This is a genomic window from Streptomyces sp. NPDC051452 (assembly GCF_044454765.1).
GTDB lineage: Bacteria > Actinomycetota > Actinomycetes > Streptomycetales > Streptomycetaceae > Streptomyces.
The window spans coordinates 1-13,081 of the sequence record NZ_JBITEB010000018.1 but is presented as its reverse complement, the minus strand read 5'-3'; the positions used below and the strand labels follow the sequence as shown (position 1 = coordinate 13,081).

Sequence of the window (13,081 nt, the reverse complement as noted above, 5' to 3'; positions counted from 1 at the left end):
CTTCAAGCTGAGCCGTGTGACCCCGATCCAAAACGGCCCGTATCCCCGGCATTCACCACCCGACCTGCGGGCCAACCTTGGCGCCGGGGCCCGTTGCCCCGGCCGTGACGGGGCCTTGGCCTCGGCGGCTGCCGTGCGGGCTGGGCGTCATGGCGTTGGCGGTGCGGGCCGCTTCGGACACGCCGTGTGGGTCCGATCGGGGGCCGGGCGGGTGTTCTCGGCGTGCGTCGCCCGGCTCGTGTCCGGGCCTTGGCTCTGGGGCCCGTTCCCCGGTCCGTGACGGGGTCTTGGCCTCGGCGGCTGCCGCGCGGGTCGGGGTCTCGGCGTTGGCTGTGCGGGCCGCTCCGGACATGCCGTGCGGGCCCGATCAAGGGCCGGGGCTGTCCTCGTCACTCGGTGCCGGGCCCGTGTCCGGGCCTTGGCTCTGGGGCCCGTTCCCCGGTCCGTGACCGGGCTTTGGCCTCGGCGGCTGCCGTGCGGGCCGGGGATCTCGACGTTCGCTGTGCGGGCCGCTCCGGACGTGTCGTGTGGGCCCGATCTGGGGGCCGGGCCTCGGCCTCTGGGGGCCGTTGCCCCGGTCCGCGGGTTGGGCATGGCCCCGGGGCTCGTGGCCCCGGGGGGTTCGCAATCGGTGGCCGCCGGGTGGTGGGCGTTGGGTCAGGATTTGGCGACGAGGCGGCGTACGTTGTCGAGGGAGCCGCAGTCGGCCTTCAGCTGGCGGGCGCGCTCCTCGAGGAATGCCGCGCCCAGCTCCTCGCGCCGCCGCATCGCCACGTTCTCGCGGGCGCCGTTGAGGATGGTGCGTTCCTCCTCGTCGGTGTGGTGGTTGATGGCCTGCACCAGTTCCTCCAGCTTCTCGTCCCACTCCTCGGAGCCGACCTCCTCCACCTCCATGAGGGCCAGGAGTGCCTCGTTGCCCTCGTCGTGCTCGTGCTCGCCGTGCTCGACCTCCTCGTCATCGATGTCCCGGTACCGCTTGAGGGCGGGATAGACCTCGGCCTCCTCCGCTTCCGCGTGCGCGACCAGAAGCTGCGCGAACTCCTTCAGCGCGCCGGCCCGGTCGGCCTCGACGCTGCGCATCCGGTGGAAGAGGTCCTCCATGCTCCGGTGGTCCTGGAGGATCAGCTCGACGACGTCCTGTGTCCGGGCCATTGGGACAGCGCCCCTTTCGTACGAAGAGATCAGGCCACTACCGTCTACCCCCATCAGCCCCACCGATGGCCGCGGCTCCACGCTCACCACACCCTTCGGCCTACCGCCCGCCCGCGCTGTACCTTCGTCCCCACGGAGACGAGGAGAGTGAACGTGAGCAGCAAGTACGTGCGGCCGGCGGCAGAGGGCGCCGATCCCTTCGGCACCGCCCGTCTGCGGCGCGGTGTCCTCGACGCCTGGGCGACCAGTCCCGCCCGCTTCCGCGAGGACGCCAACGCCGAGGAGGAACTGGTCCTCGGCGGCTACCGGGACCGGCTCGTGGTCGAGCTGGCCCAGAACGCCGCCGACGCCGCCGCCCGGGCGAAGGCACCGGGCCGGCTGCGGCTCACCCTCCGCGACGGCGTGCTGGTCGCCGCCAACACCGGTGCCCCGCTGGACGCGGCCGGCGTCGAATCGCTGTCCACGCTGCGGGCCTCCGCCAAACGGGACGGCCAGAGCACCCAGGGCGCCGTCGGCCGGTTCGGCGTCGGATTCGCCGCCGTACTCGCCGTCACGGACGAACCCGCGATCGTCGGCCGCCACGGCGGGATCCGCTGGTCCCTCGCCGAAGCGCGGGAGCTGGCCGCCGAGACCGCCCGGCACAGCCCCGGCCTCGGCGACGAGATCCGGCGCCGCGAGGGCCATGTGCCCCTGCTCCGGCTGCCGCTCCCGGCCGAGGGCACCGCACCCGACCCGTACGACACCGCCGTCATCCTCCCGCTGCGCGACGCGGCCGCCGTCGACCTGACCGAGCGGCTGCTCGACGCCGTCGACGACGCCCTGCTCCTCGCCCTTCCCGGGCTGGAGGAGGTCGTCGTGGAGGCCGGTGACGCGGCACCGCGCGTGCTGCGCCGCCGTACCGAGGGTGCCGTCACCGTCGTGGAGGACTCCCGGGACGGCACCACCCGGTGGCGCACCGCCTCCGCCCACGGGCCGCTGGAACCCGGCCTGCTCGCCGACCGGCCGGTGGAGGAGCGCCTGCGCCCGCACTGGTCGGTGACCTGGGCCGTACCGGAGGACGAGGCCGGCCGCCCGGTGCGGCCCCGGACCACCCCCGTCGTGCACGCGCCCACCCCCAGCGACGAGCCCCTCGGCGTGCCCGCCCTGCTCATCGGCTCCTTCCCGCTCGACCCCACCCGCCGGCACACGGCCCCCGGACCGCTCACCGACTTCCTGGTGCGGCGTGCGGCCGACACCTACGTCGAACTGCTCGCCGCCTGGCGGCCGGTGACGGACGGGGTCATCGACCTCGTGCCCGGCCCGCTCGGCAAGGGCGAGCTGGACGGCGCCCTGCGGCAGGCGGTCCTGGAACTGCTGCCGCGCACCTCGTTCCTGCCGCCCGCCGTCGCGCCCCAGGCCGAGGACGATCTGCCGCAGACGCTGCGGCCCCGGGACGCGGAGGTGGTGGAGGGCGCCGGGGCGGACACCGTACGGGTGCTCGCCGAGGTGCTGCCCACCCTGCTGCCGGCCGGTCTGGAGCGGCGCGTGGAGCTGCGCACCCTGGGCGTCGCCCGGTTGCCGCTCGCCGACGCCGTCGACCGGCTGGCCGGCCTGGAGAAGGACCCCGACTGGTGGTGGCGGCTCTACGACAGCCTCGCCGGGATCGACCCCGACCGGCTGTCCGGGCTGCCGGTGCCCCTCGCGGACGGCAGGACCACCATCGGGCCCCGGCAGGTTCTGCTGCCCACCCCGGACGCCGCCCCGCTCGACCCGGACGTCCTCGGCCGGCTCGGACTGAAGGTCGCCCACGAGGACGCCGCGCACCCGCTGCTGGAGAAGCTGGGCGCGCTGCCCGCGACCCCGCGCGCGGTACTGACCACCCCCCAGGTGCGGGCCGCCGTGGCCGCCTCCCTGGACGACGACGGCGGCATCGGCTGGGAGGAGGAGGCACCGGACGCCGAGGAACTGGCCGACACCGTGCTCGCGCTGGTGCGGGACGCGGGGCTGGAACCAGGTGACGAGCCGTGGCTGGGCGCCCTCGCGCTGCCCGACGAGGACGGCGAACCCGCCCCCGCGGGCGAACTCGTGCTGCCCGGCAGCGACTTCGCGCGCGTGATCCGCCCGGACGAACTCGCCTTCGTGGACGCCGACCTGGCCGAGAAGTGGGGCGAGCAGCCGCTGACCGCCTGCGGGGTGCTCGCCGGCTTCGCACTCGTGCGCGCCACCGACGTCGTCCTCGATCCGGACGAACTGGAGCCGCGGGAAGGCGACTTCGCGGAGCCGGACGACGCGGGACTGCTGGACGCCGTGGACGTGTGGTGCGAGGACATCCTCGACCGCTTCCCGGACAGCCCGGTGCCCCCGGTCGCCACCGAACTCGTCGCCGTCCGCGACCTCGACCTCGTCGACGACGAGCACTGGCCCGAGGCCCTCGCGCTCCTCGCGCGGCCTCCGCTGCGCGACGCGCTGACCCAGCCGGTGCGGATCCTGCTGCCCGACGGCACGCACGAGGTGGTACGGCCGTACACGGCGTGGTGGCTGCGCGGGCACCCCGTGCTGGACGGCCGGCGCCCGGCCGGGCTGCTCGCGGCCGGTGGCGACCGGCTGCTGCGCGGCCTGTACGACGAGGCCGACGCCACCGGGTTCGAGGACGAACAGGTGCTGCGGGCGCTCGGGGTGCGCACCTCCGTCGCCGCCCTGCTGGACGAGCCGGGCGGCGCCGCCGAGCTGCTGGACCGGCTCGCCGATCCGGAGCGTCCGGTCACCTCGGCCCAACTGCACGGGCTGTACAGCGCCTTGGCGGAGCTGGACCCGGACCGGGTGACCCTGCCGGACGAGCTGCGTGCCGTCGTCGACGGGCGGGTGGAGGTCGTGGACGCCGCCGACGCGGTGGTCGTCGACTCGCCCGATCTGCTGCCGTTCACCTCCGGCGTGCCACTGCTGCCGGTCCGGCCGGCGCGCGCCGCCGAGCTGGCCGAGCTGTTCCAGGTGCGGCGGCTGAGCGAGTCCGTCACCGGCGCGGTGGACTCCGAGGGCACCGAGCACGACGTACCGGACTCGGTGCGGGTGCTGCTCGGGCCGCGTACCCCGCGGACGTACCTCGAGCACGAGGAGCTGCTCGTGGACGGCGTCGGGATCGACTGGCGGCTCACCGACGACGGGGTGCTGCACGCGGCCACGCTGGAAGGGGTCGCCGCGGGCCTGGCCTGGGCGGCGCGCCAGTGGCCCCGCCGTTTCGAGGTGGCCGCCCTCCTGGAGGACCCGTCCCGCACGGAGGAACTGGCCCGGGACCGGTGGTTCGACTGAGGCCGACGGATTCCGCCGCTACGCCCCATTGAGAGCGCCGGCGCCTCCGGCTCCGGGAGCCCCTCGCTGCTCCCGGAGCCGGAACGGTGCCTCTCACTTTTGCCATGGCTTGGTAATGCGTGATCCAAATCTGTTTCGGCGCGGCTCTCGCCGTACAACCCCGCGCACCCCTCATGGATCTGATCGCGTGAGTCGTCCGACTCCGATCACTTCTCCCTCCAAGGGAACGCACATGCGCATACGTGCCACCGTGGCCGCCGTCTCCGGCGCCCTGGCTCTGTCTGTCCTCGCCGTCCCGGCCGCGCACGCCACCGGGACCAGCGGCACGCCGTACACGTTGGACGCGAGCTTCTCGAACCTCAAGATCGCGTCGGCGATCAAGGTCGGCACCACCAACAAGGTCAGCACCACCTACACCTACACGCTGACCCACGGCTCGAGCGTGGACATCGCCGCGTCCGACTTCTACACCGACGCCTACCTCTACCGCGGCTCCTTCGACGCGCCGAGCAAGACGCTCGAAGGCGACGGCTACGCCACCTGCAAGGTCGTCACGTCGACCACCGCCACCTGCACCGGCACCGTCGACATCCACCCCGGCGACCACGAGCTGAAGAACGCCGACTCCGGAAGCTGGTCGGTCGGCGCCGAGGCCATCGCCTTCAACGGCCAGGACCAAGAGAACCCCGACATGAGCAAGGTCGGCTTCAACGACCACGGCGGCATGGCCACCACCCTGCTGCAGCGCTACTCCAAGCTGACCGCCAACGCGGGCCCGGAGCCGGTCGTCAAGGGCAAGACCCTCACCACCACGGGCCAGCTGTCCCGCGCCAACTGGGAGGACGGCCTGTACCACGGCTACACCGTCCAGTCGGTCAAGCTGCAGTTCGCCAAGGCGGGTACGAGCACGTACAGCACGGTCAAGACGGTCACCTCCGACTCGTCGTACGGCAACCTGAAGGCCACCGCCACCGCCCAGTACGACGGCTACTGGCGTTTCAGCTTCGCCGGCACCTCGACCACCCCGGCGGTCAACTCCACGGCTGACTACGTCGACGTGAAGTAAGCGGCGGGAAACCGCGCGGAAGGGCCCTGGGAGCTGTCTCCGGGGCCCTTCGTCAATCTCGGGTCGTCCTGCCTCCGTGACCGTCGCGGTTCCGCGTCAGGCAGGGGTCCGCGCGTCCAGCCGCTTCCAGGCGAGCTCGAGCAACGCCGAGGCCACCACCGCCACCCCCACCGCCGTCCACGGCATCGCCATGCCGACCAGCTTGAGCGCGAAGAAGCTCTGCAGGGCCGGCACGGCGAGGACGACCACGAACGCCGCGCCCATCGCCGCCACCAGGAGCACCCGCCACCATGTGTAGGGGCGGGCGATGATCGCCAGGACCCACATGGAGACCAGGAACAGGGTCAGGGTGGCCGCGCTGGTCTCCGCGCCCAGGGAGCCGGCCCCGGTGTAGTGGTGCCGGGCGATCAGATACGTCACGAAGGTCGCCACTCCCGCCACCACCCCGCCGGGCACCGAGTACCGCATCACCCGGCGCACGAAATGCGGCTTGGCCCGCTCCTTGTTGGGGGCCAGCGCCAGGAAGAACGCCGGGATGCCGATGGTGAGGGTGGACAGCATGGTCAGGTGCCGGGGCAGGAACGGGTACTCCACCCCCCAGCACACCACCAGCACCGCCAGCAGCACCGAGTAGACCGTCTTCACCAGGAACAGGGTCGCCACCCGGGTGATGTTGCCGATCACCCGGCGGCCCTCGGCCACCACCGAGGGCAGGCTCGCGAAGCTGTTGTCCAGCAGGACGATCTGCGCCACCGCGCGGGTCGCCTCCGAACCCGAGCCCATGGCCACGCCGATGTCGGCGTCCTTGAGGGCGAGCACGTCGTTCACGCCGTCCCCGGTCATCGCGACCGTGTGCCCGTGCGACTGGAGCGCGCCGACCATGTCCCGCTTCTGCTGGGGGGTGACCCGCCCGAACACCGTCCCCGTCTCCAGCGCCCGCGCCATCTCGGTCTGTCCGCCGGGCAGCCGCCGCGCGTCCACCGCCGTGCCGTCCAGGCCGAGCTTCGCGGCGACCGCGCCGACCGACACCGCGTTGTCCCCGGAGATCACCTTCGCCCGGACGTCCTGGTCCGCGAAGTAGCGCAGGGTGTCGGCGGCGTCGGGCCGCAGCCGCTGCTCCAGGACGACGAGTGCGGTGGGCTGGGCGCCCCTGGCCGGCCGGGGGTCGTCCAGGTCGTGGCGGGTACGGGCCAGCAGCAGGACCCGCAGCCCCTGCTCGTTCAGGCGCCCGGTCTCGGCCAGGGCCGGATCGTCGGCGCCGAGCAGCACGTCGGGGGCGCCCAGCAGCCAGGTGCTGATCTCGCCGTCACCCTCGCTGAACGCGGCCCCGCTGTACTTGCGGGCGGAGGAGAAGGGCAGCGACTGCACGCAGCGCCAGTCCTCGCTGTCGGGAAAGGCGTCGATGATCGCCTGGAGGGAGGCGTTGGGGTGCGGATCGGACTCGCCGAGGGCGCCGAGCACCCGGCGCACATACGTCTCGTCGGCCCCGTCCAGCGGGCGCAGCTCGGTGACGTCCATGCCGCCCTCGGTGAGCGTGCCGGTCTTGTCCAGGCAGACCGTGTCGACGCGGGCCAGCCCCTCGATGGCGGGCAGCTCCTGCACCAGGCACCGCTTGCGGCCCAGCCGGATCACCCCGATGGCGAAGGCGACGGAGGTGAGGAGCACCAGCCCCTCCGGGACCATCGGGACGATCCCGCCGACCGTGCGGGCGACGGCGTCCTTCAGCCCGTTGCTCTTCACCACGAGCTGGGTGATGACGAGGCCGATCGCGGCCGGGACCATCATCCAGGTGACGTACTTGAGGATGGTGGAGATACCGCTGCGCAACTCCGAGTGGACCAGGGTGAAGCGGGAGGCCTCTTCGGCCAGCTGGGCGGCGTAGGCCTCGCGGCCGACCTTGGTGGTCGTGAAGGCGCCGCCGCCCGCGACCACGAAGCTGCCGGACATCACCGCGTCGCCGGGACGTTTGACGACGGGGTCGGCCTCGCCGGTGAGCAGCGACTCGTCGATCTCCAGCCCGTCGGCCTCCGCGCACACCCCGTCGACGACGATCTTGTCCCCGGGGCCGATCTCGATCAGGTCGTCGAGGACGATCTCGCTGGTGGGCACCTCGGTCGCCACCCCGTCCCGGCGCACCGTCGGCCGGGACTCCCCGATCACCGCCAGCGAGTCCAGGGTCTGCTTGGCCCGCCACTCCTGGACGATGCCGATGCCCGTGTTGGCGAGGATCACGAAGCCGAAGAGGCTGTCCTGGATCGGCGCGACGCACAGCATGACCAGCCAGAGCACACCGATGATCGCGTTGAACCGGGTGAGGACGTTCGCGCGGACGATCTCGCCCAGCGACCGGCTGCTGCGCACCGGCACGTCGTTGACCTGCCCGCGCGCGCGACGACGCGCCACCTCGGCGCCGGTCAGACCCGTCGGCCGGCTCGCGGGCGGCGCGACCGGGTGGACGGGGTCGACTTCGGCACCCGCGTCGATATGGCTCATGCATTCGACGGTACGTGCGCGTCCGCGGCTTCACCTGCCGGGAGTGCGGAAGTCCGGGTCGATTTCCGACCTGGGGAGGAGCCGGGGCGTGCGCCGGTCGTACGGCTACTTCGCCGCCGCCGACCGCAACCCGGCGTCCCGCTTGATCGCCGCGTCCCGCTTGCGCACGTACCAGACGCCGATCAACCCCAGCCCGCCCCCGGCCAGGCAGGTCCACAGCCACCACAGGCGGTCGTGGTCCGCGAACCAGCCGTAGAAGGGCAGCTGGACGAGGAAGAGCACGAACCACACGATCGTGCCGCCGGTGATGGTGGCGACCACGGGGCCCTCCAGGGGCTCGGGCGCCTCGTGCTTGGGGGTCCACTTGGCCATGGGGGACAGCTTACGAGGCGCTCGCGACACCTCCCGTTCTACGCGCGGAGATAGCGATCTCTCACTCATACGTTCATACTGAAACCGTTTGTCTCTGGCCACTTCTGCTCGTATGAAACTCCAACGAGGCTCGGGGGTACCCCGTTGGTGATGAGGTTTCGCATGTCCACCTCGGCAACTGCCAAGGCCCCCACCCCCGAGAAGCCGGGCGGTGCGCCGTCCTTCGGTCCCCTCGACCGCTACTTCAAGATCTCCGAGCGGGGCAGCTCCCTCGCCCGGGAGATCCGTGGCGGTCTCGCCACCTTCTTCGCGATGGCGTACATCATCGTGCTGAACCCGATCATCCTCGGCAGCGCGAAGGACATGTACGGGCACCACCTGGACAACGGCCAGCTGGTGACGGCCACGGCGCTGACGGCCGCGTTCAGCACGCTGCTCATGGGCGTCATCGGCAACGTGCCGATCGCCCTCGCCGCCGGCCTCGGCGTCAACTCGGTCGTCGCACTCCAGCTGGCCCCCCGGATGAGCTGGCCGGACGCCATGGGCATGGTCGTGCTGGCCGGCTTCGTGGTGATGCTGCTGGTCGCCACCGGCCTGCGCGAGCGGGTGATGAACGCCGTGCCGTTCGGCCTGCGCAAGGCCATCTCGATCGGTATCGGCCTGTTCATCATGCTGATCGGCCTGGTCGACTCCGGGTTCGTCACCCGGATGCCGGATGCCGCCCAGACCACCGTCCCGCTCCAGCTCGGCGTGGGCGGCCACCTGAACGGCTGGCCGGTGCTGATCTTCATCCTGGGCGCGCTGCTCACCTTCGCGCTGATCGTCCGCAAGGTGCCGGGCGCGATCCTGATCTCGATCGTCGGCATGACCGTCCTCGCCCTGATCGTCAACGCGGTCGCCACGATCCCGTCCTGGGGGCTCACCGTCCCGAAGTGGCCGGGCAACCCGGTGGCCACCCCCGACTTCGGTCTGGTCGGCCAGGTCAGCCTGTTCGGCGGTTTCTCCAAGGTCGGCGTGCTGACCGGCATCCTGTTCGTCTTCACCGTCCTGCTGTCGTGCTTCTTCGACGCGATGGGCACGATCATGGGCATCAGCGACGAGGCCAAGCTGACCGACGCCCAGGGCTACATGCCGGGCATCAACAAGGTCCTGTTCGTCGACGGCCTCGCGGTCGCGGCCGGCGGTGCCAGCTCCTCCTCGGCCACCACCGCGTTCGTGGAGTCCACGGCGGGTGTCGGCGAGGGCGCCCGCACGGGCCTGGCGAACGTCGTCACCGGCGGCCTCTTCGCGGTGGCGCTGTTCCTCACCCCGATCGCCACCATGGTCCCCTCCCAGGCGGCCACCCCGGCGCTGATCGCGGTGGGCTTCCTGATCCTGTCGAACTCGATCAAGGAGATCGACTGGGCGGACTACACCATCGCCATCCCGGCCTTCGTGACGATGCTGATGATGCCGTTCACCTACTCGATCACCAACGGCATCGGCATGGGCTTCATCACCTTCACGGTGCTGCGCCTGGCCGCCGGACGGGCCCGGGACATCCCGGTCCCGATGTACGTCGTCTCGGCGGTCTTCGCCTTCTACTACCTGATGCCCGCCCTGGGTCTGACCTGATCGGTGGGAGCGGAGCCGGGGAGCCGGGGAGCGGCCTCGTGGCCGGGCGTCACGTGACGCCGTAGAACTTCTCCGTCTCCTCGACGGCGGCCTGGAACCGTTCGTCGAAGTCGTCCCGGATGAGCGTGCGGACCACATAGTCCTGCACGCTCATTCCTCTTTTCGCCGCGTGGTGCCGGAGCCTGTCGAGCAGCTCCCCGTCCATCCGCAGGCTGAGCACGCTGGTCCCCATGGGTACGAGGGTCGCCACACCCGACCGCCCACCGCGTCGCTTTCCGCCCCCGAGTCACCCGTTCGGGTGAGACGTGGGCCATCAGGGGGTTCCGTGGCCGGAGTCTTGGGCATCGCGCGCGTGTCGAGTGGTCTTTAGTCAGAGTAATGAGTTACGCTAAAGAACATGCCGGACCTTACCCATGGCGACGATGCTGCCGCCGTGAACGCACTCCGCTCCGCCGTGATGCGGTTGTCCCGTCGGCTCAAGCATCAACGAGTCGACGAGTCGCTGAGCCCCACCGAGATGTCGGTGCTCGGCACCCTGTTCCGCTGCGGCCCCGCCACCCCCGGTGAGCTGGCCCGCAAGGAGCACGTCCAGCCGCCGTCGATGACCCGCATCGTCGCGCTGCTGGAGGCCAAGGGCCTGGTCCGGCTGGAGCCGCACCCAGAGGACCGGCGCCAGAAGGTCGTCACCCAGACCGAGCAGGCCGAGGCCATGCTCGAGGAGAGCCGTCGCAAGCGCAACGCGTTCCTCGCCGGCCTCGTCGAGAACCTGGACGAGGGCGAGTGGGCCAAGCTGCGCGCCGCCGCCCCCGTGCTGGAGAAGCTCGCCCATCTGTAAGCAAGCCACCGGAGGAGGCGAATCCGTTTGAGTACGGGATCCGGAACACCTTCCGCCCCCGCACCGACCGCCACTACTACCGCAGTTCCCCGCAAGTCCTCGATGTTCAGCTCGCTGAGGATCCGCAACTACCGCCTCTTCTTCCTGGGCCAGGTCGTCTCCAACACGGGCACCTGGATGCAGCGCATCGCCCAGGACTGGCTGGTCCTCGCTCTCACCGGCTCCTCCGCGGCCGTCGGCATCACGACGGCCCTGCAGTTCCTGCCGATGCTGCTGTTCGGCCTCTACGGCGGCGTCCTCGTGGACCGCCTGCCCAAGCGGCCCACGCTGCTGGTCACCCAGGCGTCCATGGCCCTCACCGGCCTCGCGCTCGCCTTTCTGACCCTCTCCGGTCACGTCCAGGTGTGGCACGTCTACCTGGCCGCCTTCGCCGTCGGTCTCGCCACCGTCATCGACAACCCGGCCCGACAGTCCTTCGTCTCCGAGATGGTCGGCCCCGAGCAGCTGCAGAACGCGGTCAGCCTGAACTCCGCGAACTTCCAGTCCGCCCGCCTCGTCGGCCCCGCCGTCGCCGGTCTGATGATCACCGGTGTGGGCACCGGCTGGGCGTTCCTCGCCAACGGCCTGTCCTTCGCCGCGCCCATCGCGGGCCTGCTCCTGATGCGCGCCCGCGAACTGCGCGCGGTCCGGCGGGCACCCCGCGGCAAGGGCCAGCTGCGCGAGGGGCTGAACTACGTCGCGAAGCGGCCGGAGCTGATCTGGCCGATCGTCCTGGTCGGTTTCATCGGTACTTTCGGCTTCAACTTCCCGGTGTGGCTCTCGGCCTACGCGGACGACGTCTGGCATGCCGGCGCCGGCGGCTACAGCCTCCTCAACACCCTGATGGCGGTCGGCTCACTGGTCGGCGCGCTGCTGGCCGCCCGGCGCGGCACGGCCCGGCTGCGGATCCTGATCGCCGCCGCGCTGGCCTTCGGCCTCCTGGAGACCGCGGCCGCGGTGGCGCCGTCGTACTGGCTGTTCGCGCTGCTCATGGTCCCGATCGGGATCTTCGGCCTCACGGTGAACGTCACCGCGAACACGGCTGTGCAGATGGCCACCGACCCCGCCATGCGCGGCCGGGTGATGGCTCTGTTCATGATGGTGTTCATGGGCGGTACGCCGCTCGGCGCGCCGGTCGTCGGCTGGATCACCGACACCTACGGCCCCCGGATCGGCTTCGCCATGGGCGGCGTCGTCTCCGCCGTGGCCGCGGCCACCATCGGCCTGGTCCTCGCCCGCATCGGAGACCTGCGCCTGGCGGTGGGCTGGCACCGGGGCCACCCGCGCGTCCGGTTCGTCCCCCGCGACCGGGAACAGCTGGCGACGGCCGCCTGACCGCGCCGGCGGGTGCCGGCCAGGAGGTTCCACGGGACGGGAGGTCCTACCGGACGGGGGTGCCGTCATGGCCGCCCCGGTCTGCGAAGGTGAGGGGATGAGACTCTTCGCCGCGGTCCTGCCCCCGGACGGTGTCATGGACCAACTCGCGGTCGCGGTAGGAAGTCTGAGGCGACTGCCGGGTGCGGGCGGCCTGCGCTGGACGGCCCGCCCCGGCTGGCACTTCACCCTCGCCTTCTACGGCGAGGTCGCCGACGATCTCGTACCCGCCCTGTCGGACCGCCTGTCCCGGGCGGCCCACCGCACCGCCCCCTTCGAGCTGGCCCTCCGCGGTGGCGGCCAGTTCGGCCATGGCCGTGCCCTGTGGGCCGGGGCCACCGGTGACCTGGAGTCGCTGCGGCTGCTGGCCGGCCGGGCGGAGGCGGCGGCGCGCAAGGCCGGGGTGCCGATGGGCGAGCATCGGCGCTACAAGGCCCACCTGACGCTGGCCCGCGGCCGGGAGGCGACCGACGTGGGGCCGTACGTCGACGCGCTCGGGAAGTTCACCGGTTCCCCCTGGACCGTGGCCGATCTGGCGCTGGTGCGCAGCCACCTGCCGTCGTCCGGTGTGCCCGGCGAGCAGCCCCGCTACGAGGCGGTCGGCCGCTGGCCGCTCGGCGCGGGCGGTTAGGCTCGACGGCGTGGACCCGAAGACGCGAAACCGGATCATGGCCGGTGTGCTGGTGCTGATGTTCGTGATGGTCGCCTTGGCATCGGCGATGAAGTAGGACGGGAAGTAGGACCGGAAGTAGGACGGACAGGGCGGCGGGGGGGGGGGGGGGGGGGGGGGGGCCCCCCCCCCCCCCCCCCCCCGCCCCCCCCCCCCCCGGCCCCCCGGCCGGCAGCCCCCC

General features: G+C 71.9%; 10 protein-coding genes. 6 read left to right on the top strand and 4 right to left on the bottom strand.

Annotated elements, in window-relative coordinates; translation table 11 throughout:
* Nucleotides 1-657: 657 nt before the first annotated feature.
* On the bottom strand, nt 658-1,152 hold the full coding sequence (locus tag ACIBA9_RS31450; protein ID WP_399368361.1) for a hemerythrin domain-containing protein: 495 nt from the start codon (nt 1,150-1,152) through the stop codon (nt 658-660).
* A gap of 153 nt (nt 1,153-1,305) precedes the next feature.
* On the opposite strand from ACIBA9_RS31450, the gene ACIBA9_RS31445 reads away from it, so the two are divergent.
* Together ACIBA9_RS31445 and ACIBA9_RS31440 are read left to right on the top strand one after the other, a co-directional pair.
* Entirely contained in the window at nt 1,306-4,437 is a 3,132-nt protein-coding gene (locus tag ACIBA9_RS31445; RefSeq protein WP_399368359.1) for a sacsin N-terminal ATP-binding-like domain-containing protein, read from the top strand.
* Between the two features lie 232 nt (nt 4,438-4,669).
* Complete coding sequence (locus tag ACIBA9_RS31440; protein WP_399368357.1) at nt 4,670-5,503, top strand: hypothetical protein; 834 nt, start codon at nt 4,670-4,672, stop codon at nt 5,501-5,503.
* A gap of 96 nt (nt 5,504-5,599) precedes the next feature.
* Here ACIBA9_RS31440 and ACIBA9_RS31435 read toward each other — a convergent pair whose 3' ends face one another.
* Together ACIBA9_RS31435 and ACIBA9_RS31430 are read right to left on the bottom strand one after the other, a co-directional pair.
* Nucleotides 5,600-7,996 carry an HAD-IC family P-type ATPase gene (locus ACIBA9_RS31435; protein WP_399368355.1) on the bottom strand — a complete coding sequence of 799 codons (2,397 nt, stop codon included), beginning with the start codon at nt 7,994-7,996 and terminating at the stop codon, nt 5,600-5,602.
* A gap of 105 nt (nt 7,997-8,101) precedes the next feature.
* Nucleotides 8,102-8,368, bottom strand: coding sequence for a DUF2530 domain-containing protein (locus tag ACIBA9_RS31430; RefSeq protein ID WP_362158664.1), 267 nt, complete (start codon nt 8,366-8,368; stop codon nt 8,102-8,104).
* A 162-nt stretch (nt 8,369-8,530) separates the two neighbouring features.
* Here ACIBA9_RS31430 and ACIBA9_RS31425 point away from each other — a divergent pair, with 162 nt between their 5' ends.
* The gene (locus ACIBA9_RS31425) at nt 8,531-9,982 is read left to right on the top strand and encodes an NCS2 family permease (RefSeq protein WP_399368353.1); all 1,452 of its coding nucleotides are present in this window, start codon (nt 8,531-8,533) and stop codon (nt 9,980-9,982) included.
* 49 nt (nt 9,983-10,031) lie between these two features.
* Here the strand turns inward: ACIBA9_RS31425 and ACIBA9_RS31420 are convergent, their stop codons facing one another.
* Complete coding sequence (locus ACIBA9_RS31420; RefSeq protein WP_362158660.1) at nt 10,032-10,214, bottom strand: ribbon-helix-helix protein, CopG family; 183 nt, start codon at nt 10,212-10,214, stop codon at nt 10,032-10,034.
* A 165-nt stretch (nt 10,215-10,379) separates the two neighbouring features.
* Between ACIBA9_RS31420 and ACIBA9_RS31415 the strand changes: the two genes are divergently transcribed.
* From ACIBA9_RS31415 to thpR, 3 genes are all read left to right on the top strand, one after another.
* Nucleotides 10,380-10,817: a MarR family transcriptional regulator gene (locus ACIBA9_RS31415; protein ID WP_362158657.1), complete on the top strand. Its 438-nt coding sequence runs from the start codon at nt 10,380-10,382 to the stop codon at nt 10,815-10,817.
* 27 nt (nt 10,818-10,844) lie between these two features.
* Nucleotides 10,845-12,191, top strand: coding sequence for an MFS transporter (locus ACIBA9_RS31410; protein ID WP_399368350.1), 1,347 nt, complete (start codon nt 10,845-10,847; stop codon nt 12,189-12,191).
* Between the two features lie 97 nt (nt 12,192-12,288).
* Nucleotides 12,289-12,861, top strand: coding sequence for an RNA 2',3'-cyclic phosphodiesterase (thpR, locus tag ACIBA9_RS31405; RefSeq protein WP_399368348.1), 573 nt, complete (start codon nt 12,289-12,291; stop codon nt 12,859-12,861).
* The last annotated feature ends 220 nt before the right edge of the window (nt 12,862-13,081 follow it).

What these genes read in the sequence shown, in the direction of transcription:
- ACIBA9_RS31450 (WP_399368361.1), bottom strand. Translation starts at nt 1,152, where the DNA reads ATGGCCCGGACACAGGACGTCGTCGAGCTGATCCTCCAGGACCACCGG.
- ACIBA9_RS31440 (WP_399368357.1), top strand. Translation starts at nt 4,670, where the DNA reads ATGCGCATACGTGCCACCGTGGCCGCCGTCTCCGGCGCCCTGGCTCTG.
- ACIBA9_RS31435 (WP_399368355.1), bottom strand. Translation starts at nt 7,996, where the DNA reads ATGAGCCATATCGACGCGGGTGCCGAAGTCGACCCCGTCCACCCGGTC.
- ACIBA9_RS31430 (WP_362158664.1), bottom strand. Translation starts at nt 8,368, where the DNA reads ATGGCCAAGTGGACCCCCAAGCACGAGGCGCCCGAGCCCCTGGAGGGC.
- ACIBA9_RS31425 (WP_399368353.1), top strand. Translation starts at nt 8,531, where the DNA reads ATGTCCACCTCGGCAACTGCCAAGGCCCCCACCCCCGAGAAGCCGGGC.
- ACIBA9_RS31420 (WP_362158660.1), bottom strand. Translation starts at nt 10,214, where the DNA reads ATGGGGACCAGCGTGCTCAGCCTGCGGATGGACGGGGAGCTGCTCGAC.
- ACIBA9_RS31415 (WP_362158657.1), top strand. Translation starts at nt 10,380, where the DNA reads ATGCCGGACCTTACCCATGGCGACGATGCTGCCGCCGTGAACGCACTC.
- thpR (WP_399368348.1), top strand. Translation starts at nt 12,289, where the DNA reads ATGAGACTCTTCGCCGCGGTCCTGCCCCCGGACGGTGTCATGGACCAA.